General features: G+C 62.7%; 22 protein-coding genes and 1 pseudogene. 20 read left to right on the forward strand and 3 right to left on the reverse strand.

What is annotated here, in order from left to right:
- Window positions 1-36 precede the first annotated feature (36 nt).
- Window positions 37-849, reverse strand: coding sequence for a Rieske 2Fe-2S domain-containing protein (locus tag ABIC16_RS10440; protein ID WP_354291031.1), 813 nt, complete (start codon window positions 847-849; stop codon window positions 37-39).
- Here ABIC16_RS10440 and ABIC16_RS10445 point away from each other — a divergent pair.
- The 19 genes from ABIC16_RS10445 (at window position 752) to ABIC16_RS10535 (ending at window position 19,287) form a co-directional block, all read left to right on the forward strand.
- Window positions 752-1,993, forward strand: coding sequence for an NAD(P)/FAD-dependent oxidoreductase (locus ABIC16_RS10445; protein WP_354291032.1), 1,242 nt, complete (start codon window positions 752-754; stop codon window positions 1,991-1,993). The two genes, ABIC16_RS10440 and ABIC16_RS10445, sit on opposite strands and share 98 nt — an antisense overlap.
- Window positions 1,994-2,293: 300 nt before the next feature.
- The gene (locus ABIC16_RS10450; protein ID WP_354291033.1) at window positions 2,294-2,854 is read left to right on the forward strand and encodes a DUF1993 domain-containing protein; all 561 of its coding nucleotides are present in this window, start codon (window positions 2,294-2,296) and stop codon (window positions 2,852-2,854) included.
- Window positions 2,855-2,965: 111 nt separating this feature from the next.
- A complete protein-coding gene (locus tag ABIC16_RS10455) occupies window positions 2,966-3,577 on the forward strand; it encodes a winged helix DNA-binding protein (protein ID WP_354291034.1) in 612 nt (203 codons plus the stop codon).
- Window positions 3,578-3,811: 234 nt separating this feature from the next.
- The gene (locus tag ABIC16_RS10460; protein ID WP_354291035.1) at window positions 3,812-4,375 is read left to right on the forward strand and encodes an aromatic-ring-hydroxylating dioxygenase subunit beta; all 564 of its coding nucleotides are present in this window, start codon (window positions 3,812-3,814) and stop codon (window positions 4,373-4,375) included.
- Between the two features lie 80 nt (window positions 4,376-4,455).
- The gene (locus ABIC16_RS10465; RefSeq protein WP_354291036.1) at window positions 4,456-5,802 is read left to right on the forward strand and encodes an aromatic ring-hydroxylating oxygenase subunit alpha; all 1,347 of its coding nucleotides are present in this window, start codon (window positions 4,456-4,458) and stop codon (window positions 5,800-5,802) included.
- Between the two features lie 165 nt (window positions 5,803-5,967).
- The gene (locus ABIC16_RS10470) at window positions 5,968-6,981 is read left to right on the forward strand and encodes an AraC family transcriptional regulator (RefSeq protein WP_277969715.1); all 1,014 of its coding nucleotides are present in this window, start codon (window positions 5,968-5,970) and stop codon (window positions 6,979-6,981) included.
- Window positions 6,982-7,355: 374 nt separating this feature from the next.
- A complete protein-coding gene (locus tag ABIC16_RS10475) occupies window positions 7,356-8,186 on the forward strand; it encodes a TauD/TfdA dioxygenase family protein (protein ID WP_277969716.1) in 831 nt (276 codons plus the stop codon).
- Between the two features lie 235 nt (window positions 8,187-8,421).
- Entirely contained in the window at window positions 8,422-9,099 is a 678-nt protein-coding gene (locus ABIC16_RS10480; protein ID WP_354291037.1) for an isochorismatase family protein, read from the forward strand.
- Complete coding sequence (locus tag ABIC16_RS10485; RefSeq protein ID WP_354291038.1) at window positions 9,096-10,316, forward strand: NADH-ubiquinone oxidoreductase-F iron-sulfur binding region domain-containing protein; 1,221 nt, start codon at window positions 9,096-9,098, stop codon at window positions 10,314-10,316. Before ABIC16_RS10480 ends, ABIC16_RS10485 begins: the two co-directional genes overlap by 4 nt.
- The gene (locus tag ABIC16_RS10490; RefSeq protein ID WP_277969719.1) at window positions 10,313-10,507 is read left to right on the forward strand and encodes a ferredoxin; all 195 of its coding nucleotides are present in this window, start codon (window positions 10,313-10,315) and stop codon (window positions 10,505-10,507) included. The genes ABIC16_RS10485 and ABIC16_RS10490 overlap by 4 nt, the downstream gene beginning before the upstream one ends.
- Entirely contained in the window at window positions 10,507-11,286 is a 780-nt protein-coding gene (locus tag ABIC16_RS10495) for an SDR family oxidoreductase (protein WP_354291039.1), read from the forward strand. The genes ABIC16_RS10490 and ABIC16_RS10495 overlap by 1 nt, the downstream gene beginning before the upstream one ends.
- Window positions 11,287-11,297: 11 nt before the next feature.
- Window positions 11,298-12,311 (forward strand): 2,5-dihydroxypyridine 5,6-dioxygenase NicX family protein, encoded by a 1,014-nt coding sequence (locus tag ABIC16_RS10500; protein WP_354291040.1) that lies wholly within the window; start codon window positions 11,298-11,300, stop codon window positions 12,309-12,311.
- Between the two features lie 11 nt (window positions 12,312-12,322).
- Window positions 12,323-13,432 (forward strand): DODA-type extradiol aromatic ring-opening family dioxygenase, encoded by a 1,110-nt coding sequence (locus ABIC16_RS10505; protein ID WP_354291041.1) that lies wholly within the window; start codon window positions 12,323-12,325, stop codon window positions 13,430-13,432.
- Complete coding sequence (locus tag ABIC16_RS10510; RefSeq protein ID WP_354291042.1) at window positions 13,425-14,306, forward strand: nitrilase-related carbon-nitrogen hydrolase; 882 nt, start codon at window positions 13,425-13,427, stop codon at window positions 14,304-14,306. Before ABIC16_RS10505 ends, ABIC16_RS10510 begins: the two co-directional genes overlap by 8 nt.
- Complete coding sequence (locus ABIC16_RS10515; protein ID WP_354291043.1) at window positions 14,303-15,061, forward strand: maleate cis-trans isomerase family protein; 759 nt, start codon at window positions 14,303-14,305, stop codon at window positions 15,059-15,061. Before ABIC16_RS10510 ends, ABIC16_RS10515 begins: the two co-directional genes overlap by 4 nt.
- 999 nt (window positions 15,062-16,060) lie before the next feature.
- A complete protein-coding gene (locus ABIC16_RS10520; RefSeq protein ID WP_354291044.1) occupies window positions 16,061-16,621 on the forward strand; it encodes a YkgJ family cysteine cluster protein in 561 nt (186 codons plus the stop codon).
- A 154-nt stretch (window positions 16,622-16,775) separates the two neighbouring features.
- Window positions 16,776-17,270, forward strand: a complete 495-nt coding sequence (locus tag ABIC16_RS10525) for a DUF427 domain-containing protein (protein WP_354291045.1) — start codon at window positions 16,776-16,778, stop codon at window positions 17,268-17,270.
- Window positions 17,264-18,772: a deoxyribodipyrimidine photo-lyase gene (locus ABIC16_RS10530; RefSeq protein WP_354291046.1), complete on the forward strand. Its 1,509-nt coding sequence runs from the start codon at window positions 17,264-17,266 to the stop codon at window positions 18,770-18,772. The genes ABIC16_RS10525 and ABIC16_RS10530 overlap by 7 nt, the downstream gene beginning before the upstream one ends.
- Window positions 18,769-19,287: a YdcF family protein gene (locus ABIC16_RS10535; protein WP_354291047.1), complete on the forward strand. Its 519-nt coding sequence runs from the start codon at window positions 18,769-18,771 to the stop codon at window positions 19,285-19,287. The genes ABIC16_RS10530 and ABIC16_RS10535 overlap by 4 nt, the downstream gene beginning before the upstream one ends.
- A gap of 40 nt (window positions 19,288-19,327) precedes the next feature.
- On the opposite strand, the pseudogene ABIC16_RS10540 reads toward ABIC16_RS10535, so the two are convergent.
- Both ABIC16_RS10540 and ABIC16_RS10545 read right to left on the reverse strand, forming a co-directional pair.
- Window positions 19,328-21,824, reverse strand: a pseudogene (locus ABIC16_RS10540) (ABC transporter permease).
- Window positions 21,821-22,570 (reverse strand): ABC transporter ATP-binding protein, encoded by a 750-nt coding sequence (locus ABIC16_RS10545; protein WP_502958301.1) that lies wholly within the window; start codon window positions 22,568-22,570, stop codon window positions 21,821-21,823. The pseudogene ABIC16_RS10540 and the gene ABIC16_RS10545 overlap by 4 nt, the downstream one beginning before the upstream one ends.
- Here ABIC16_RS10545 and ABIC16_RS10550 point away from each other — a divergent pair.
- A complete protein-coding gene (locus ABIC16_RS10550) occupies window positions 22,570-23,172 on the forward strand; it encodes an arylesterase (protein WP_354291049.1) in 603 nt (200 codons plus the stop codon). The two genes, ABIC16_RS10545 and ABIC16_RS10550, sit on opposite strands and share 1 nt — an antisense overlap.

Consider the following 23,172-nt stretch of genomic DNA (forward strand, 5'->3'; position numbering starts at 1 on the left):
CGCGACATACTCGGGGATCCGGGCAGGGTTTCCCATTTACACCCAAACGAACGGCCCTTCCTCGCGGACGGGATCAGCGTGGACGGCGCAGCCCGACACGATCGTCTTCTGCGACGGGATTTTCATGCATTCGCCATTCGGGGCGCACCTGATGCCGTGATACGGGCATTGAATGGTATCGTCGATGACACGACCCAGCGAGAGTGGCGCCCAGCGATGCGGGCACCGGTCGTCGAGCCAACGATGTCGCCATTCCGTCTGCGGTAAAGGACGACGGGTCGGTCCAGCATCCATCGCGAGATCTGCGCGTGCGTGATCTCCGACCCGAACGCGGCGACCCACCACGTATTGCGCGGGTAGTTTACAGCGCCGTCGGCGCGATGATGGTTCACTGGCCAGTTCAACCATATTCTCCCCTGACTTCGTGGCGTGATCGGGATTGGGCTCCGTGGGAATGGGTGGCTTGGCCAAAGCGGCCAACCGCATCTTCGAGCGGTAGCGGCCAGACATACCCTCGCGCTCCGACCGTCGGGCCGATACCGTAACCTTTCGCAGGAGTCGTCGAGGGGGCGACCGGTATTGCCACATCATGGGAGCGAGAAAGTAACGGGCCAACGTCAGCCTGATGCGTGCTGGAAAGCGCGCCGGGTCCGTCATAGTGTTCTCGCCAGCTTCGATCTGAGGAGGATAGCATGGTAGGAATTTCGCGTGACGGGGTCGCTCCGCATTCCGGCCCGGTGATGGCGCAGGCATGACCGCATTGCAGTATGACGTGCTGATCGTCGGAGCTGGACACGGGGGCGCGCAGGCTGCTGTGTCGCTTCGTCTCGCCAAATTCGAAGGCAGCATCGCCGTGCTCGGCGATGAACCGGAGCTTCCGTATGAGCGACCGCCGTTGTCCAAGGAATATCTATCGGGCGACAAGAGCTTCGAGCGGATCTTGATCCGGCAGCCCAAATTCTGGGAAGAGCGTCACGTGGTGATGCTGCTTGGCCAGCGGGTGGTCCGCGTCGATGCGGAGGCGCATAGCGTCGCGCTGACCGATGGTTCGACCATATCCTATGGCAAGTTGATCTGGGCCACCGGCGGCGCGCCGCGACGGCTGAGTTGCGCTGGTCACGACCTGGTCGGGGTCCACGGCGTGCGGACTCGCGCCGACGTCGATCGCATGCTGGGCGAGCTTGAGGCGACCCGCGACGTCGTCGTGATCGGTGGCGGCTATATCGGCCTCGAAGCCGCGGCGGTGCTGTCCAAGACGTTCGACAAACGCGTTACCGTGCTCGAAGCGCTCGATCGCGTGCTGGCGCGTGTCGCCGGTGAGCCGCTCTCGCGTTTTTACGAGGCGGAGCATCGTGCGCATGGCGTAGAGGTTCGGCTCAACGCCAAGGTCGATTGTATCCTTGGCGACGGTCGTGTGACCGGCGTCAGAATGGCCGACGGCGAGATCCTTCCCGCCGACATGGTGATCGTCGGGATCGGCATCATTCCTGCGGTCGAACCGTTGCTCGCAGCGGGGGCAGAGGGGGGCAATGGCGTCGAGGTAGATGCGTATTGCCGGACGAGCCTTCCCGACATCTACGCGATCGGCGACTGTGCGCTTCATGCCAATGCCTTTGCCGAACACGCGAAGATTCGGCTGGAATCGGTTCAGAACGCCAACGATCAGGCGAATGTCGCGGTCAGGGATATTCTAGGTGGCGGCGAACCCTATCACGCGGTGCCGTGGTTCTGGTCAAACCAATATGATCTGCGGCTTCAGACCGTCGGCTTATCGATCGGGTTCGACGAGGCAATCGTGCGGGGGGATCCGGCCACTCGCAGTTTTTCGATTATCTACTTGAAGGACGGACATGTCCTCGCGCTCGACTGTGTCAACGCCACCAAGGACTATGTCCAAGGTAAGGCGCTTGTCATAGGGCGCCTTGCGCCGGACAAGATCAGACTCGCCGATGTCGAGACACCGCTCAAAACCATCGCCCTCGAACTGGCGTAAGCAGTAACGGTGAAGCGGGTCGATAGAGCTACCTGACTGTTTCTAGTATATCGGTGGCGTCTTCCTAGCGTGTGACTTTGGGAATTGGGACTCCGTCTTGCGGATATGGGACAAGCCGGTCCACATCCCGCCTTTCGGATTGATCGAAAGGTGTCCGCTCCATAGGATCGTCAGGTGGCTATGGCCCGATCGCAGCGATGTCATGAGCATGCGGATAGGATCGACCGATCGGTCTGCAGTTTGCGGAAGGGCGCACGTCGAACTCTCGTCACGTACCCTAAGACTATTTCCGGAGTTGCCATGTATTCGCTATACGACGCGATCGTCCCGACCTACGTCCAGATGTTGGGTTCGCTTCTTCACTTGCTCGACAAAGCCGAGGCGCATTGCACGGAGCATGCAGTGCCGCCAGCCGAGCTCATCGGCGCAAAGCTGGCCGACGACATGTACCCTTTTGCATATCAGGTGAAGTCCGCCGTTCTGCACTCGATTGGCGCCATCGAGGGCGTGCGACGCGGCAGCTTCTCGCCCGACCGTAGCGCGTTGCCCGAAACGTTCGAGGAATTGAGAACCCGCGTCGAGGCTGCGCGCGAGGCGCTGCTTGGCGTTGAGCGAGATAAAATGGAGTCATTCATCGGTCAGGACATGGCGTTCGTGGTCGGGGAAAAGCGGATCCCTTATACGGCCGAGAACTTCCTACTCAGCTTCTCGCAACCCGATTTCTATTTCCATCTGACGATTGCCTACGCGATCCTCCGCAACAAGGGCGTGCAGATCGGCAAGCTCGATTTCATGGGAAAAACCCGAACGAGGCGGGCTGTCACAGCCGTAGAGGTGAACGATACTGTCAGGTTGGCGTGACCACCGTGGGACTGCACGGTGGTTTTCGCGGAATGTCCATGATACCGGGTCAGCATTCCACATACCGCGCAATGCCGCCCATGGCGAAATGACAAGAGCAGGATTTGGTTGATGAGCGCGACGAAGGCGAAGACCGATCTGCCATCGAAGTCCCGGAAGACCGCAACGGCCGCCGACCCCCATTACGCCAGCGTGAGCAACACGCCGCCCGAACATCTTTCGAAGCTTCCCGTTGAACTCACGTTGTCGGAGCTCGAATGGACGGTTCTGCGGGTGAGCGAGAGCTTCGCGCGGTGGGAGCAGAGCGTGATGAGCGCCGTCTCGGATATCGGGCTTGGATATCAGGACCATATGGTTCTCCACATGGTCGGTATTCAGAAACAGCCGCGCAGTTTCGTGCAGATCGCGCAGACGATGAACCGGCTGGATCTCCATAATATCAAGTACAGTCTCGGGAAGCTCGAGAAAAAGGGCATGGTGGAGCGGTCGAGAGAGAAGGGCGACAGGGCTTTCGCCTATTCGGCAACCGATGCAGGCGCAAAGGTCGTGCAAGCCTATGCCGAAGTCCGACGGCATCTGCTCATTCCGCAAGTGGAGTTCATCGGAAATTACGCTGAAACCATGGCGTCGGCGACACGCCTGTTGTCGTTGATGACCGCTATCTACGAGGAGCAGACCCGCGCGGCCGGCACGCTCGAGTGGGATGCGACGAACTCTGAATAGGGCAATCTGAAAACTTCGTAAGCAGGCGCAATGCGGCCGCGGGACACGACGTTCCGCGGTCTTTTTTTATGTCTGCTAGCGTGCCCGAAATTCCAGAAATCCCGCATGTTGAGAACATGCCCCTCAAGGGCGAGTTGACACCATGGCACCGGAAGAGGAACATCTTGTTCACAAACTGTGTATCTCACGAAGGCGCTTCGTAGAGGGACAGACTGAAGTTTCGGGAGGCGAAGGATGCAGGCGCAGGCCAGGATTGCTGCGGGAGAAGCGCAGCAGACGACTGCCCGACGGGTGCGGTCAAGTGCCCCTCTTTTTTGTGAAGTACAGGACTGGCTGTTCGACGAAGCCGATCTGCTCGACTCGATGCGCGACCGCGAATGGTGCGACACCATGCTGAGCAAGGACATCGTGTACCGAATGCCCGTCCGCGAAGTCGTCGGTCGCGGGATCAGTGCGGGGTTTATCGAGGGGGTGTACCACCTCAACGAGACTCATGGAACCATCAACATGAAGGTTGCCCGCAACGAGACCGGCTTCGCCTGGGCCGAGGACCCCGCCACCCGTACGCGCCATTTCGTGAGCAATCTCCGGGTGTACGAGCATGAAGATGGCACGCTTGAAGCGAAAAGCGCGCTGCTGCTCGTGCAGACCCGGCGCAGCGATACGCATGCCAATATCATCGCATCAGAACGCCACGATAGGCTGCGGCGCGAAGGCGAAACGCTGCGGCTGTTCAAACGCGACGTCTATGTCGATCTGACCGCGCTCGAGGTCCACAACCTCGCCGTCTTCTTCTGATCGCGCCCCGGAATTTGAGAGGAAGTCCCATGAATGCTCCCATCCAACACGAGCGTAGCGACACTTACGTTCGCGATATCATGCGGGAAGTGGACGACGGTGTGGGCGCCGGTTGGGTTCCTGCCCGGATCTTCGGCAACGAGCGCGTTTACAAGGAAGAGCTGCGCCGAATTTTCGGTCGCTGCTGGCTGTATCTCGGTCACGTTTCCGAGATCCCCAACCCCGGCGATTTCATGCTCCGCAAGATGGGGGAGGACGATTACATCGTCACCCGCGACAAGGACGGTAAGATCCATGCGATGCTCAACGCATGTCGCCACCGCGGCGTGCACGTGTGCCGCGTCGATCGCGGCAACGCGGAGCAGTTCCGCTGCCTGTATCACGGCTGGACGTTCGCCAATAATGGTGACCTGGTCGGCGGCCCGCTCTGGAAGAACGCTTATGGCGACATGTCGAAGAGCGAGAATGGGCTGCTCCATGTGGCGCAGCTCGATACGCACCAGGGTCTGATTTTCGCGACGCTCGATGCCAAGGCGCCGTCGCTCAAGGAATATCTGGGCGGGATGGCGTGGTATCTCGACCTGATCTTCGGCCTGAACGAGCATGGCGTTGAGTTCATGGGGCCGCCGCAGCGGTGCGTCATCCCTGGCGACTGGAAATCCGCCGCGGACAATTCGTGCGGCGATGATTACCATCTCCCGACCTTGCATAAGTCGATTGCCGAAGTGAACGCCTTCCCGGTGTCCTTCGTCGAGAACATGAAGGGGTATCACATCCAGGCAGCGCCAGGGCACAGCCTGAGCTTTTCGTCGGCGATGACCGAAGACGATCCGGGTCCGCGTTTCTTCGGGTCGCCGCAGAATCTGGTCGACAGTTTCAATACGTCGCAGATCAGTGCGGATCAGCTGCATGCCGCGCGCATGTCGCGCGTGATCGTCGGAAACGTGTTTCCGAACTTCACTTTCATCATCGTGCCGACGACCGACGATCCCAGCCAGCCCCCGGTTGCGGGCATCTCGCTCAAGGTATGGCAGCCCAAGGGTCCGGACCGGATGGAGATCTGGAACCAGTTCCCCGTCTACAAGAACATGACGCAGGAGCAGAAGGAGCGCCAGTACGCGGTTACGCTCGCCAGTTTCTCGGTTGGGGGGCTGTTCGAGATGGATGACAGCGAGCCGTGGAGCATGATCCATCAGACCGGTGGCTCGGTGAGCGCGGAGGTGCTCGATCTCAAGTTGAACTACCGCATGGGCCTGCCGGACACCGGCATTGCGCAGCGCCTCACCGATTTCCCGGGGCCCGGCGTTGTCTATGCACCGCGGTACGAGGAGGGGGTGCAGCGCAACCTCTATAAATTCTACGCGGACATGATGAGCGCGCCGCTCGACCAGTGGCCCGAGACATCCTTTCCCAGCGATGAGCTCTGAGAACCTTCCGATGGACGGAAAAGCGATGCGTTAATCGGCTTCTGGTCTGCCTTTCCGGGTTCGGTAACTCCCGAACCTTGAGGTCAGAACGGACAGCCAATTGGAGAATGTAAGATGCTCCAGGAACTCACTATTCGCGCGAGGCTTCTTCGGGGGTTTGATCGGATGGCGACCGATGTCGGGCTCGATGTAACCAGTTTGCTCGATTCCGTGGCGATCGATCGACGCTACCTTCGTGAACCCGAGTTCCGCCTGTCGGCCTTGTCCGTGAGCAGGTTGCTGGAACGCGCATCAGAGGCCGCAAAGGTCGGCGATTTCGGGCTCCAGGTCGCGATGCAACAAGGATCCCCGGACTTCGGTCCACTGGCGCTGCTCATGCGCGAAGAGGCCAACGTCCGTGCTGCGCTACGGACCCTGTCGGCAAACCTTGCGATCAATACCGATGCGTTTTCGATCACGCTGAACGAGGACGACGAGGATCCGATCCTGATGCAGAACTTCAGCCTCGATCGCGTGACGTCCGGCCGCCAGCTTGTCGAACTGACCTGTGCTCGACTGGTCCAGATCATCCGGCAACTGATTGATCCAACATGGAAGCCGCAATTGGTCTGCTTCGCGCATCCAGTGTCGCCATATCGCCACCGCGCCTACACGCTGTTCCGCTGTCCGGTGGAATATGGCCATGATTTTACCGGCATCGTCATGCGCCAATCGGATCTCGATACCCCCCTCAACGGGGCGAGCATGGATCTGCGGCGGCATGCCGAAGCCTATTTGAAGACGCTTCGTATTGGATCGGCAGTGCGGTTCGACCAGCGGACGATCAACATCATCTTGAGCCTTCTCGCGCGTGGCGAGACGTCTGCCGATCTTACGGCGGCGCAACTCGGCATCACCCGGCGGACGCTCAATCGCAAGCTTGGGCAATTGGGCCATAGTTACTCGACACTTCTGCAATCGATCCGCACCGAAATCGCGCAGACGTTGCTCGAAGAGAATGTGAAAACGTTGTCTGAGATCAGTTACGAACTCGGCTTTCGGAGCTTGAGCGCCTTTTCGAGTTGGTTCCGGAAAAGCTTCGCATGCGCCCCGATCGAGTGGCGGCGCCACCGCGTTCGAGAGAATGAGGCCGTTCATCATACCGGCCGCTTTAGTGAGACGTACCTCATCCAGGCATGACCGTGATCAGGGCGGTCAGGTCCGTCGGTTGGCGATGACAATTTGAAGCTGCAGCATCCACCAATTCACAAGGCAAGGGTTTCGATGACCGATCAGGATCCGACCGAAATAGAGGCGGAGATTATAGCGTCGAGGCTGCCCGTCGCTTCGCCCCGGTCACTGAAAACGCGTCGAAAGCAAGGCCGCTGGAAGATCCCATAATGTCCCATTTTATCAAGCAAATGTCCCGTCCCGAACACCTGGCTCAGTTAGTGCCATGATATCGTAGCGGTAGAATTTAGGATTGCCGTTTGGATAGACGTTGCATCGAAGTTGCGCGGCAACAAACATAACGGCCGGTTTGTGAATTGCCATAATACTGCAGGAGATGATCGATGAGTTACGACGTTCTGGATGTTCGGCCGTTGACCAAGCGGATCGGAGCCGAGATTTTCAATGTCGATCTTACGAAGACCTTGAAGAACAAGGAGCTTGAAGAGATCCACACCGCGTTGATGGAACATCAGGTCATCTTCTTCAGAGACCAGAACATCGATCATGAGAGCCATAAGCGGCTCGGTCGTGCCTTCGGGGAGCTCGTCCAGCATTCCGGCGTGGCGGGCCTGCCCGATGAACCCGATATCGTCCGTATCCATGGTGACCACAATTCGGTGGCGGTCGCCGGAGAGGATTGGCACTCGGACATGAGTTTCGATGAAAAGCCCCCAATGGGGAGCATCCTCCACATCCACACGCTTCCGGAAAGCGGCGGGGATACGCTCTTCGCGAGCGCCTATGCCGCGTATGACGGCCTTTCCGAACCGATGAAGGCGTTCCTGGCGCCGTTGACGGCGGTGCACGATGGGAACCACGTGTTCGGCATCATCGCGGACGAGGACACGACCTATCAGCGCAAGGCCAACCGGTTCGCGACCACGCGTCATCCGATCATCCGGACGCATCCGGTGACGAAGCGCAAGCTGCTGTTCGTCAACCAGCTCTACACCACCAAGATCCCGGAGCTGTCGGACAAGGAGAGCGCGGGCGTTCTCAAGGTGTTGTTCGACCATATCAACGATCCGAACTTCCACGTCCGTTTCCGCTGGCGCCCGAACTCGATCGCCTTTTGGGACAACCGGTGCACGCAGCATTTTGCCGTTTGGGACTATTTCCCGGAAACACGGTCGGGCTTCCGGGTCACGATCGCGGGCGACAAGGTGTACTGAGCACAGACGATCCATTGGGAGCATCGTACCATCGACCAGAGCGCGAAAACGCGCCTGGTCGCGACGGGCCATGGGGCGGTTCCATACGCTGTCACATTAGCGGAAGTTTACGTCCCATCTCGTCAATCTGGAGGGCGCGCACGAATGGTAGTGCCCCTCACAGTCGGGCCTTTGCCTGCGTTTCTCACGAGCCGTGGCAGTACGGCGTTCGTACCCTCAATCAAGGAGAAGTGTCGTGGCCGCGAGGCAAGAGAGCGGGTCTGCAGAGAATGAGGGCGACCGGCGGATTGCTCTGCAGGACCTCTATGCCAAACGCGGCATCGGCAACCGGATCGAACCCGGCCAACGGTGTGCGGTCCTGGTGGTCGACTTCATCAACGGTTTCACCGATCCAACGTATGCGTGCGGCACCGATTGCGACGCGGCCGTAGCGGCGACGGCGACACTCCTCGCAGCCGCGCGGATCGCGGAGACGCCCGTTATTTTCTCGACGATCGTCTTCGATTCTGCGCGGGCTTCGTCATCGGTTTGGCTGGCTAAAATGCCGGCGATGAAATGCCTGACACCAGGTAGCAAGGCAGTTCAGGTGGACCGCCGCCTCACCTTGCGGGACACGGACATCCTGCTTACCAAGACCGCAACGTCGTGTTTTACGGGCACCGATCTGTCGACGGTACTCGTTCAGACGGGAGTCGACACGCTCGTTATCGCAGGGGCAACCACCTCGGGGTGCGTGCGCGCAAGCGCGGTGGACGGTTGCATGAGCGGTCTGCGTGTTTTCGTGCCGCGCGATTGCGTGGCGGATCGCGCCAGCGGTCCCCATGAGGCGAGCCTCTTCGATATTCAGGCCAAATACGGCGAGGTCATCGACCTGGATTCCGCCATTGCCATCGCTGCGGCGGGCGGACAGTGAGCCAAGTCTCGCCCATCCCGAAGGCATATGCCGACCCGACGATCGAGCCTCGACTGGTCGTGGGGGATGGCCCGCTGAGTCTGGAGCAGGAACGCGCGCTCGGGACCTATTCGGCGGTCGACATGACCGTCCTGATCGATGAGCTTGAAGCCGCTGGGTTGCGAGGGCGCGGTGGCGCAGGGTTCCCCGCGCACGTGAAATGGCGAACCGTGGCGGCGGCGTCGGGCCCGAAGGTCATCGTCGGTAACGGTGAGGAAGGGGAGCCTTCCTCGTTCAAGGACCGCTGGCTGTTGGTCAACCGTCCGCATGCCGTTCTGGACGGCTTGCTGATTGCGGCGGATGCGGTCGGTGCGGAACGGATCGTGCTCTACGTCTCGCATGGCGAGGCGATCGCTTCCGCGCGGCGCGCGGTCGCGGAACTGGTCGCGGCGGACTGCCATGCGCGCGCAGGGGCGATCACGATCTTCGAAGTCGCACCGACCTATGTCGCAGGCGAAGAGTCCGCAGCTTGCCGCGCGATCAGCGGCGGTCCGGCGCTTCCGCTCGCAAAGCCGCCCCGCGTGTTCGAGGCCGGGGTCGATGGACTCCCGACGCTGGTGGCGAACGTCGAGACGCTGGCGATGGCGGCGTGGATCGCCCGAAAGGGTGCGATTGCCTATCGCAAATATGGCACCGATACCTCGCCCGGCACCGCGCTCATCACGTTGAACGGCGATTGCTCCAAACCCGGGGTGTTCGAAGTGGCCTATGGCACCGCGCTGTCCGACGCCTACGCTCGGCTAGCCGGCGGGTTGGCCGGGCCGATCGTCGCGATCCTTGCGGGCGGCTGGTTCGGGGGCGTCCTGCCGGGAAGCCTGATCGACATCCCGCTGAGTTTCGAGCATCTTCGCGACCAGAAAAGCGGCTTCGGCTGCGGGTCGTTCACGGCACTCACCGCAGCCTCGCGCCCGATCAAGATCGTTGCCGAAATTGCGGCCTGGTATGCCCGGGAGACGGCGGGGCAGTGCGGGGTCTGCGTGAAGGGCACGCAGGCGATATCGGGCGCGCTCGCCGAGGTAGAGGCCGGGACGTCGACCGACGCCACACTGACGAATCTACGGCGCTGGGGATCGTCCCTCGGCGGTCGCGGCGCCTGTTCGTTCCTCGACGGCGCCGCGTCCCTCGCGCGCACCGCCGTCGAAGCGCTCGCTGAAAGCTCCATGGAGGTAGCACGATGAAGGTCAATTTCGACGGGACCAAGTGCACGGGGTACGGCATTTGCGCCGAACTGTGTCCGTCCATGTTTTCGCTCGACGAGTTTGGCTTTCCCGAACTGATCACGAACGGCGCGGTACCGGGCGGCGATGAGGACAAGGCGATGGATGCCATCGCGCAATGCCCCGAAAAAGCTCTTGCGGTGGCAAGCTGATGGCGCTGGACCTTGGCTTGGAAGGCAAAGTCGCGCTCGTGCTCGCCGCGTCCAGTGGCATCGGTCGGGCGACCGCGCTTCGGCTTTCCGCGGAGGGCGCTACCGTCGTCATCGTCGGTCGGAACGAAGCGAAGTTGCAAGAAGTCGCTTCGCACGGTGCCAACATCCATCCGGTCGTGCTAGATCTCGCTTCCGACGCGGTCGCGGATCTCGTGCCGCAAGTTTTGGCGGCGCACGGCACGCTCGACATCGTGATCCTGAATACCGGCGGACCGACTATCCAGCCGTTCGTCGATGCGACGATCGACCAATGGGACGGCGCTTATCGCATGCTCTTCCGCCCGGTTGTCACGGTCGCGCGCGCGGCGGCGGTCCACATGGCGGCACGCAAGACCGGGTCGCTGTTGTTCATCACCTCGACCTGGACGAAGCAACCGGCCCCCAACAGCTGTCTTACGGCGACCTTCCGGGCCGGGCTGAGCGCGCTCGTGAAGTTGCTCTCGCTCGAGCTCGGGCCGGATCAGGTTCGGGTCAACCAGTTGATGCCGGGCACCACCGCGACCGATCGGATGGAGACGCAAATCTCCGGGCGCGCCGAGCGGAACGGCACCTCGATCGAGGCGGAGTTCGAAAAGTCCGTGGCCGCGATCCCGCTTGGCCGCTGGGCCAGGCCCGAGGAGACCGCGGATGCGATCGCCTTCCTGGTGTCCGACCGCGCGCAATACATCACCGGCCAGACGATCGCCGTCGACGGCGGGTCGATCAAGACTGTCTTCTGAGGAGATTCGAAGTGCCGGCAACGCTCAGCGAGCTATTCGCGACTCAATTTCAGCTCTGCAATATCGGTAGCGGCCAGCTCGTCGGTGTCATCGCCGAACATGGCCAGAAACTGGACTATGTCGATGCGGCCGTTGCGGGCGCCCGGAGCGTCGGCGCCAGCGCGGTCGTCCTGACGGCATCCAGCCTGTCCAACCCCACGCTGCCCGGGCTCGAGCACAAGGCAGGGCCGGACGTGCCCGCCTTGCTGGCGGCCGCGGGCGAATGCGACATGGTCATCGACGTGACCGTTGGCGGATTGATCCATTCCGACGTTCGCACGCGGATCACGGGGGCTGGGCGGCGGATGTTGTTCGTGGCGGAGCCTTCCGACGTGCTCGAACGCCTCATCGGGACTGCCGAGATCCGCCGTCGCGTCGAAGCCGGTCGCGATCTTTTGAAAGCGGGGAAGCAGCTCCGCGTGACCAGCGCGGGCGGCACCGATTTCGTCGCCGACATCTCCAGCGATGATTTGCCGATCACCTGCCAATGGGGCTTCGTCGACGAGCCGGGCCGGTGGGACCATTGGCCAAGCGGTTTTATCGCGTGCTTCCCGAAGGATGGCAGCGTCAACGGCACGATCGTGCTCCAGCCCGGAGACGCGCTCATTCCGTGGCAGCGTTACGTCCAGCAACCCGTGGAATTGACCATTGAGAAGGGCTTCATCCGCAAGATCGAAGGCGATGGGATCGATGCGGCGAACCTCCGCGATTACCTCAGCACCTGGGACGACGAAGCGGTGTACGCGACGTCGCACATGGGGTGGGGCGTCCATCCGACCGCATCGTGGTCCGCGTTCGAGGTCTATAACCCCCGCACGCTCTACGGGCAGGAGCTGCGGTCGGTCGAGGGCAACTTCATGTGGTCGACCGGCTCGAACCGCTTCGCCAATCGCGAAACGCCCGCACACCTCGACATCCCGATGCGCGGCTGCACGATCGCTGTGGATGACACGGTCGTGGTGCGTGACGGCGCGCTTACCCTCTGAGGAGTAGACACATGGACCGCAAGACAATCGAGAAGGCGATCCTCTCGCTCGGCGAGAATAAGGACCTCCTCGCGCGCTTCAAGGCTGACCCCGTTGGGGTAGGGACCGAGCTCGGGATCGATGCCGGATGGAGCGAGGTGATTGCCAATGGCGATCGCGACCGTCTTCGTTCGGAAGGCCTCGCCGATGGGATCACCATTCTGGTGACCCGCTGGTTCAAGGACGATGTGACCGACAGTACGAGCACGGGGAAGTTCGTGTTCGACGGACGAGTCAGCTCGGAAACGCCCAAGCCGCCTGCCAATCTCTACTTCGCCGGCGGTTGCAGCCATGTCCCCGACCTCATCGCGCGTCCCGAGATTGATCCGGCCGATGCGGTGCAGCGGTTGCTGGACGGCTATGCGCGGTTGAAGGCGGATATCGCCGCGGCCAAGCTCGATGTCCTGCTGATCAGCGCCGATTGCCATTTTCAGAGCTTCGAGACTGCGGCGACCGTAATCGGCGTTGGCGAAACGCATGCCGGATCCATGGCGTTCTTCAAGCGTCCCGATCTGGACGCGTCGGTCCCTGGCGATTCCGCGTTTGCGCTCGAACTCGTCGAAGCGGTGCGGGCGGCGGGCCTCGAAGTGGAAGCGTCGTCCAAAGTCGAGCTCGATCACGGCCTCGTGGTCCCGCTTCGTGTGATGCTGGAGGACGGCACCATTCCGGTCGTCCCGATCATCACCCAGCCGGCGCGCGGTTTCTCGCCCTTCGGGGCCAAGGCCTTCGGCGAGGCGTTGCGCGGCGCGATCGAGCGCTCCGGGAAGCGCGTCGGCTTCCTTGCCACGGGAGGGCTGTCGCATTGGCTCGAACCCGGCAAGTACGGGAAGGTGGACGTGGCCTTCGATGGGTTCCTGCTCGATCTCCTGAAGGCGGGCCGTGGCCTCGATATCAGCAATTTCGAACCGTATCCGCTGCTGGACCACGGGCAGTATGAGATCCTCAATTGGGTGATCATGCTCGCCGTCGTCGGCGCCGGCACCAAAGGCGAGGTCTACGCCTATGAACCGATGGAGAACTCTGGCGGCGGTTGGACCGTCGCCAATATGAAGTTCGAGCCGAAGGTGGTGGCGCGTGCCTGACGCTCAGCGCTTCCGGATCGGGATCACCCAGTGGCGCGCAACCCGGGACCGCGCCGCCAACCTCGACATCGCTTGCGATTTGGTTCGGCGATGCGCCGCCGACGGCGCCGATCTCGTCCTTCTCCCCGAAAACGGCCTGCATCTGGGCACGAACGTGGAAATGCGCGAAGCGGCGCTGCGCACCGACAGCGCTGAACTGCAGCGGCTCGCGGGTATTGCGCGCGAGACGAAGACGCCCGTGCTCCTGGGGGGCTTCAAGCATCTCGGAGACGATGGCGTCATTCGCAACTCGGCGGTGCTGTACGACGGAGAGGGTGCCCTCGTCGCGCAATATGACAAAATTCATTTGTTCGATGCGCGGATCAACGGGCAGTCGTTCGAGGCATCATCCGTCGAACAGGGCGGCACGTGTCCGCTCATCGTCGAGATCGCCGGTGTGAAGATCGGCGTCACGATCTGCTACGACGTCCGCTTCCCGGAACTCTACCGGCAACTGGCGTTGGCGGGCGCGGAGATCATCCTCGTCCCCGCGGCCTTCACCCAGACGACCGGCGAAGCGCATTGGGAAGCCCTGCTGCGCGCCCGCGCGATCGAGAATGAATGCTACATTGTCTCCTCCACCACGGTTCGCGGTGACGATGGCACGGACGCCTTCGAAACCTACGGCCACGGTCTCGTGGTCGAACCGTGGGGGAAGGTGATCGTCGACCTCGGCATCGCAAGCCCGACCTGCCAGGTCGTGGAGCTGGACCTCGGTCTGGTCGCCAGTGCCCGCGACAAGCTTCCGGTGCTCCACCATGTGCGGCCCGACGCATATGGGACGCCCGCCGTCGTAACCCTCGCCCCGTACCGCATGGAAGAAGCCACGCTATGAGCGATTTTCGTATCGGGCTGATCGTCCCGAGTTCTAACACCACGATGGAAACCGAGATTCCTGCGATGCTGTTGCGTCGGCAGCAGATTCTGCCCGAGGATCGCTTCACCTTCCACTCGTCGCGGATGCGCATGAAGCATGTGACGCCGGACGAATTGAAGGCAATGGACGTGGAATCATTACGTTGTGCGGTTGAACTGGCGGATGCGCGGGTCGATGCGCTGGCCTATGCTTGCCTGGTCGCGATCATGGCTCAAGGGCCGGGCTACCATCGACACAGCCAACAGGCGATTGGGCGGCTGGCGATGGAAACCGCCGGAAACCCCATTCCCGTGATTACCTCGGCGGGCGCGCTCGTCGAAGGGCTGAAGCATATCGGCGCCCGCAAGGTGTCTATCATCACTCCGTACATGAAGCCGCTGACCAAGCTGGTCGCCGACTATATTGAGGCGGAGGGGATCGAGGTGCAGGACTCGCTGAGCCTCGAGGTGTCGGACAATCTGGCCGTGGGGCGTCTGCCGCAGGATCGCTTGCCGGAATATGCGAAGAAGGTCGACAGCTTCGGGGTTGATGCGCTCGTGCTCTCGGCATGCGTCCAGATGCCATCGCTGAACGCCATCCCCGTCGTCCAGCGCCAGTTCGATATCCCGGTCCTCAGCGCAGCGGTCGCGACCGTCTGGAAAATCCTGAACGAACTCAAACTCGAACCCGTCGTGCCCGAAGCCGGTCGACTCCTCGAAGTGACGAAACACTAGCGATAGTCGTTCTAGGCCACGCTTTGTCGGCGGTGCGCGACATCGCATGGAGCAAAGATGACCTGCCGACCTACGATACAGCACACCGGCGGTTCACGTCCGTCTCATGCGGCAAGGAAGCGAATATGGGCATGAGGCTCGACGGGAAAGTGGCTATCGTCACCGGGGCTGGCGGCGGTATCGAGCGCGGGATCGTTGAGCGCTTCATGCGCGAGGGGCGCGCGGGTGCGTCTTCGATGTCGATACGGATCGGCTCGCACCCCTCGCGGATCTGCACAGTGACGCCGTGTGTAGAGTCGCTGCGGATGTTTAGAGTAGGGGTGGCAACAAGTCCGCAATCGAGAGCGCGCTCAACGCATTCGGACGGCTCGACACATTCGTCGCATATCACTGGAAGCATGTTCGCAGCTATCACTGGAAGAATGTTCGCAGCGGATAGTGGACTGGCGAGCAAAGGTCTCGGCTAAAAGTCCATCCAGGACGTCTCGGTATGGTTCGACAACTCATGCCGAGCCTTGATCATACAGAATTATGACTGGCATTTTGCCTCTACAGACGTTTGGATTAGCCAACCATTTTAAGCGACTTGTCCAGCATCGTGAGCTCGAGCGGCGTGAGGCCTGCGCGCGGATCGTCATTGAGCCGTCGAGCGGGCTGAACGGCCTTTTTAGACCAGGCCGATCCTTGCGTTCTCCGTACCATGTTTCGCTACCTTAAGAGATATTTAACCAGTTCCGCACGCCAACGCCACACCGCAGCGTCCGTTCCCAAACCGGACAGAGATCGCCGTTAAATTCATGTGCCAAATCGGTACGGGTACGGGATTTGCTCGCACCGCAAGACGGTCGCATTCCCCCTCTGAACAAGTATCGAGCGGATCTTCACCTATTGCTGGGTGAGCCAGCTCAACCGATCCAGAGTGTCGAACCGACCTACCAATTGGCTTCGGGCACACCGACTTTGCTTGTCTTTCCATCACGGTCGGGGCAATCCGCTGGGATGCAGGCCGAGGAGAATTTGGAAGCGATACTGCTGGGGGCGGTCCTCGCCGATCGCGCATGTGGGGATTGCACTGCATGCTGCACCGTCCTGACGGTGGACACACCCGAATTTCGCAAGCCCGGCGGAACGCCATGCGACTATCTCGTGGCACAGGGGTGCAGCATTCATGCGTCCCGGCCGCATATCTGCCGGACATGGTTCTGCGGTTGGAGGCGGACGGCCGCGATGCCGGACCAAGCTCGCCCGGATCGGTCCGGCCTTCTGGTGTCGCTCAATTTCGAGCGCGCGCCGCGCAACTGCTTCGAAGGCGTCTCGATCATTGTCCGCACGACCGATCCGGGTGCCGCCATCGACAAGAGCATGGCCGCAGCCGTTCTCGACAGCCTTTGCGATCGGCTGGTGTCCGTGTGGTTCAGCGACGGGGCAAAGAAGATGTTGATGCACCCCAGCGACGACGTCGCCACCCTCGTCCTCTCCGGGGATACGGCACCCGTGCATCTCCAGGCGGAAGTCGCGGCGTGGCGCGAGCAATACGGGGTCTTCGGGGCGACTGCCTAGCGTTTCCCCAAGCCGGGAACGTCAAGCGACCGAAACGCATCTCGACCGTTGTGCGGTCTTGAGGAGTGCTGTTTCATGTCGCGCATTATGTCGGTCACAACCGCTCAGACCGATCCCACGGGACCATCCCCCGTGACGGTAAGGAGCAACGTGCGTGAGGCCTGAACCCGAAACGCCTGCCGCCGGTCAGGAGAGCGTCTGGCTCTATCCACGACCGGCAATCGCAGAGCCAAGTCATCGGCGGATCCAAATCGTCCATGCGGGGATCGTTGTCGCCGACACGTCGTCAGCAGTGCGTACGCTTGAGACGAGCCATCCCCCGAGCTGGTATATCCCGCCGGACTCGATCACTTCGGGCTTGTTGCGTTCCTCGGATCGCCGATCGTTCTGCGAATGGAAGGGCGAGGCACGCTACTGGCATTTGGACATCGGCGGACGGATGCTGCGCGACGTGGGGTGGAGCTACGCGAACCCAACGTGCGCCTTTTCAATATTGCGCGACCACATTGCCTTCTACGCTGCGCCGTTCGACCGCTGTACGATCGACGGCGAACGTGTGCGACCGCAACCCGGTGGGTTTTACGGGGGGTGGATCACATCCGATTTGGCCGGTCCCTTCAAGGGCGTTCCGGGTAGCATGGGATGGTAACCGCGGCGTTACCCGCCGGGCTGTCCGACTGGCGCGAAGTGCCACGCGTTCGGAAGTTGAACGCGGTGCCGCTCGTGGCCGAAGCACGCTACGTGCTGTGCTGGCTCCAGCAGGCACTGCGGGCCACCGACAATCCGGTGATCGACGCAGCCGTCCGCCTCGGCAATGCGCTGCGCTTGCCGGTGCTGGTTTACCACGGCGTGCGAGAAGACTATCCTTACGCCTCGGATCGGCTGCATTATTTTATCCTGGGTGCCAGCCGCGACGCTGCGTCGGGGTGTCGGGCACGCGGCCTTGCTTGCGTCCAGCACGTCGATCGTGAAGAGCATCGCGAGAAAGGGCTGGTGTATCGGCTGGGTGCAAACGCGGCCGCGCTGATTGTCGAGGACCAGCCAACGTTTGTCGCGCGCTGGCAGACGGAGCGGGTTGCCGCTCGAATTCCAATCCCCGTCTATGCGGTCAACGCGGCCTGCCTTGTGCCGCCCGCCGTGGTGGGAGACGGGATCAGCGGCCGCTCCGGCTTTCTGCGCCGCCACGAACCCGAACGCGCGACATGGGCAGACGCAGACGACGAACCGACCGATATCGCACCGTACGAGGGCCCGTTGCCGTTCGTACCAGATACCCTCGATGGTGATCTCGACGTGCTCGTCGCATCGCTTGCAATCGATCACAGCGTGCCCGTGAGCGCGGCGTTTCCCGCCGGCCGGGCTGCGGCAGAGACGCGGCTGACCCGCCTGATCGACGACGTGCTTCCCGATTACGCCGCCACCCGCAACGATGCGACGCGGCGTGACGGTGCGAGCGGTCTGTCGCCCTATCTGCATTTCGGTGTGCTGGGTCCGCGCGAAGTCATGCGCACGGTGACGGCAGCCTCGGTCGGGGCGCGGCACCGCATCAAGTTCGCGGACGAGCTGCTCGGGTGGCGCGAGTGGTTTCACTACCAGGCCCGTGCGATGTCTGCGCCCGAAAGCTATGGCCGCATCGCCGGTTGGGCCCGCGCCACCTTGGCAGATCATTCCGGCGACTCTCGGCCTCAGCAGGAGAGCCTGACGGCAATGTTGCGCGGCGAGACGCGTGACGAGAGCTGGAATGCCTGCCAGCGCCAGTTCCTGCGGTTCGGCTGGATGCACAACAATCTCCGGATGTATTGGGCGAAGCGGATCCTTGCGATGACGCCCGATCCCGAAACTGCCTGGGCGACGGCCTGTTACCTCAACGACCGGCTCAGCCTCGACGGCCGGGATCCTGCAACCTACGGCAATATCGCCGCAATGTTCGGCGGCGCGCCCGGCGAAACCGATCGTCCGGTCTATGGTCGGGTCGTCCCTCGGGGCGACGGGTCCACCCGCGGACGCGACGGCGGTGCCGCATGGATTGCCAAGACGGCGTCGCAACCCGTCCCCGCAGTGAGTATCCCCGGCGACGTGCCGCGAGAGCGCTATGGTTGCGGTTGCACGAACACCGCCGATGATCAGCCCGGAAAGGCTAAGCGTTCATGACGGCTGTGCACGGAAAAGCCGAGCGAACCCTCGTCGTGGTGTTCGGCGCTGCAGTTCGTCCCGATGGCAGCGCCAGTCCGGCCCTCGCGCGCCGCATCGGCTATGCGGCAGCGGTTGCGGAAGCAGATCCGAGCGTGGACCTGTTCCTGTCGGGCGGGGTGGGGACGTATCGTCCATCGGAAGCGCGCGTGATGGCGACCATGGTCGAAGGGGTTGTCTCAGCGGAACGGCTCATCCTGGACGAAATCAGCCGCGATACGTTGCAGACGGTGCAAGCGGCGGTCGCTTATTGCCGCGCGCACGGCTATTCTAGGGTCCAGCCTTGCACGGACGCGTACCACCAGCCGCGCGCGATCATGCTGTTTCGCATGCTGGGTTTCGCGACCCGCCCGCTGCCGATCGTCGCGCGCGGCCCGAAGCGACTGCGCGCCAAGATGTGGGCCCGCGAGCTCGCCGCGATACCCTATGACGCAGTGGCCGGTCTGAACGCGCTTTGGCGCGGTCGACGCAAATAGAAGCGAGCGATGCGGGGAAACGTGACCGGCGATCCCGCCTTCAAAGGTCCCGCAGCGCTGCGGCGGGCCGCGCACGGAGGGCGGGGATGCTGCCTGCGATCCCCATCCCGAGCGTGATCGCGACGGCGATCGCAAGCGTCGCGGCGACTGTGTCCCAACGCGGCGCCCAGGCAATTGAGAACACATGTGTCACAACGTACCAGCCGGCGCCCGCTCCGATCGCTAGGGCAACCAAAACGAGGATTGTCGCCAGCATTGCATACTCCAGCGCTTGCGCGCCCAACACTTGGCGGCGGCAACCGCCTAGCAGCTTCAAAATGATGGCATCGTACCGCCGTGCGCGCGCCGATGCGGCGACGGCACCGATCAGCACCGCAATCCCCGCCGCAACCGTCACCGCCGCCGCCGCACGGACCGCAAGCGCGATCTGGCCAAGGACCGCGCCAAGTTGACCGATTACGTCCCCGACGCGGATCAGCGTGACCGAGGGTAACGCCGTTTCCGACGCTGCGCATGATCGCACCGTCGCGTGTGGGTTCGGCATAGACGCTGGCGAGAAGGCCGTGTGGTGCCTCCTCGATATAGCCGGGGGAAAAGACGATCGCGAAGTTGAGTCCAAGCCCGCCCCAGTCGATGGTACGCAACGCGGCGATCCGTGCCGGCACGTCGACGCCGAGGACCGACACCGTGATCGTATCGCCGATTCTAAGACCCAGCGAAGCGGCCGCCTTATCCTCCAGTGAGACAAGCGGTGGCCCCCGATAGTTGGAAGGCCACCATTTGCCCGCGACGACCACGTTGCGCGGCGGTAGCGTCGCCGACCAAGTGATCGTTCGGTCGCCCCGCAGGATCCAGGCACCTTCCGGTAGTGTCTTCATCTCGGCCACGCGCTGCCCGCGCAAGGCAACGATCGACCCGCGCAGCGACGGCAGCGTTTCGATCTTGGCGGCGGGGGCAGCAACGTTCACCGCGTTCGCGAAAACGGCATTGTCTTCCGGTTGCAGGTCGATTGCGAAGAAGCGGGGCGCCTTGTCGGGCGCAGCGTTGCGTAGTTCGGAGGCCAAGCTTGCGTCTATGACAGCGAGCGCCACGAACAGCGAGAAACCGAGGCCCAGGGCAACCACGAGCCGGTCGGTTTGCGCGCCCGGTCTGTGCAGGTTCGCGATGGCCAGTCGCACTAGCGGCCTTCGAGAACGTGGGAGACTGGCGGCGACAAATCGGATCGCGAGGCCAAGAAGCCAGAGCAGCACGATCAGCGCCGTTACTGCCCCGACGAAGCCCAACGCGAGAAGGCGATTGGATGCTGTGAGGACGGCAAGCCCGACCAGCGCGGCAACGAGGAGCACCATTATGCCGAGCACTCGCGCTGACGGACGCCGACGCGTTGCAAGGGCGTCGCGCAACAGGGTCGCTGCCGGTACGTCGCGCGCCCGCGCCAGTGCGGGCAGGGCGAAGAGCAACGCTACAAGCAGCGCGAGCACCGCCGAGGTGGCCAGCGGCACGGGATAAATCGCAAGACGTGGCGGCACCGGAAGCGCCGCGCCGACGACCCCCGAAATGAGCCACGGCACCGCCGCACCGACCAGCAGGCCGCCACCGATCCCGGCGGCCGCCACCATTCCCAGTTGCGCCAGGAAGACGATTGCGATCGTCCGCGAGGTCGCCCCCAGAACCTTTAGCGTTGCGATGATCCGTGTCTTCCCCGCCAGATAGGCGGCAACGCCGCTCCCCACGCCGACCCCCGCAATGGCGAGCGCAGCAAGCCCGACCAGCATCAGAAACTGGCCGAACTGATCGATACCACGCCGCAAGCCGCCGGCCGCGCTGTCGCTCGTCCGTGCGGACCATCCGGCACTGGGGAAACGTCCGAGCAGCTGATCCCGTACCCGAGTAGCCTCGGCAGGATTGTTGAGCACGACGCGATACCGGCTTTCATAAAGGCTACCGGGCTGAACCAGCGCTGTCGCATCCAATCCCGTAAGGTCGACCAGTGCTGGCGGCCCGAGCGTAAACCCCGCGCCAAGCCGATCGGGTTCTTCCGCGATGATTCCGATAACCCGCAGAGGTGTCGTCCCCACCCGAACGCTGTCCCCCGTTTTCACGCCCAGCCGATCCGCCGCCGCCGCGGCAATGGCGATCTCGCGGTCGTGCGGGCGAGGGGCCAGTGCCCCCGCCGCCAACCGGAACCGCCCGACGAGTGGCCACGCTGTGTCCGTCCCGCGCAAATCGACCAGCATTGCGGGGGTGTTTTTACCCGAGCTCAGCATTGCGCGCATCGACACCGTTTCGGACACCCGGCCAGCCTTGGCAAACGCCGCAAGCTCCGCCACCGTGGCGCGGCGCTGGGAGACGGTGAACTCGATGTCGCCGCCGAGGATCTGTCGGCCGTTCGCATCGAGCGCCGAAATCATGCTCGCGGCAAGGCTTCCGATCCCCGCCAAAGCCGCCGTCCCGAGGAACAGGCACGCCATGAGCAGCACCAGACCGCGCCCACCGCGGCGAAGATCCCGCAGGGCCAGCCGCCACGCGATGCTCAAGTGCGCCGCCGATCGGTGGCGATCCGCCCGTCGGCCAGGGTAACGACTCTGGCGCATCGTGCTGCAAGAGCGGGATCATGCGTGATGACGAACAGCGTCGTCGCGCTCTCGGCGTGGCGTTCGAACAGCAAATCCATGATCGTAGCGCCGGTTGTAGTATCCAGGTTGCCGGTCGGTTCGTCCGCAAAGATCAATACAGGAGCCGCGACCAACGCGCGCGCGATGGCGACCCGTTGTTGCTCGCCGCCGGAGAGTTGTGCGGGATAATGTCCGATCCTGCGACTCAGTCCCACCGCGCCGAGCTCCGCCTCCGCGCGGGCAAACGCATCCCGCACGCCCGCCAACTCCAGCGGAACGGCAACGTTCTCCAGCGCGGTCATCGTCGGCAGCAAGTGGAACGCCTGGAGCACGATACCAATGCGACCGCGTCGGGCGATGGCCAGCGCGTCCTCGTCGAGTGTGGCGAAATCCAGCCCGGCGACCGTCACCGTGCCGGTACTCGGTCGTTCCAGTCCGGCAAGCACCGCCATCAGCGACGATTTACCCGATCCGGACGGTCCAAGCAGCGCAATGCTTTCTCCTTTGGACACGCTCAAGTCGATGCCGCGGAGGATCTCCACGCGAGCGGGTGCGGGCCCCAACGACAGCGAGACGTTGCGCGCTTCGATCAGCGCGCTATCGGGGGGAAATGATATGGTCACGGTTGAAGCGATATGGACGGTGGCGGGGGATTGTCCATCTCGCATTGCTGTCGCTGGCGGGATTTACGCAGGCCGCCGAGGCTGCGCCGCGAGCACCGGTGATCTGGGCCTTCGGCGACAGTCTGAGCGCAGGCTACGGCCTTCCGCCCGCTTTGGGGTTCACAGCCAGGCTGCAAATCGCGTTGCGGCGCGCAAAGGTTGCAGCGACGGTACGCAACGGCGGCGTCGCGGGTGACACCGCTGCACAGGCGCGGGCACGATTGCGCTGGGGCTTGCGCGGGCTCGGTGCTGCACCGGATCTCGTAATCGTGGAGCTTGGCGCAAACGACATGCTGCGGGGTCTTCCGGTGGCGCAAACGAGATACAATCTGGATGTGATCCTGAAGGAATTGCACGCCAGGCGGATCCCGGTGCTCCTGGCCGGAATGCGCGCCGCCCCGAACTTGGGAACGGACTATGTAACGGCGTTCGAAGCCATGTACCCGGCACTCGCTAAGCAACACAAGGTCCCGCGCTATCCGTTCTTCCTCGATGGCGTCGCCGGCAATCGCGCGTTGCTTCAGCCAGACGGATTACATCCGAATGCGCGGGGAGTGGAAATCATCGTGAAACGGATGCTCCCCAGCGTCCGCCAAGCCCTAAAATGA

Source organism: Sphingomonas sp. PvP055, from assembly GCF_040546365.1.
Taxonomy (GTDB): Bacteria; Pseudomonadota; Alphaproteobacteria; order Sphingomonadales; family Sphingomonadaceae; genus Sphingomonas; species Sphingomonas echinoides_A.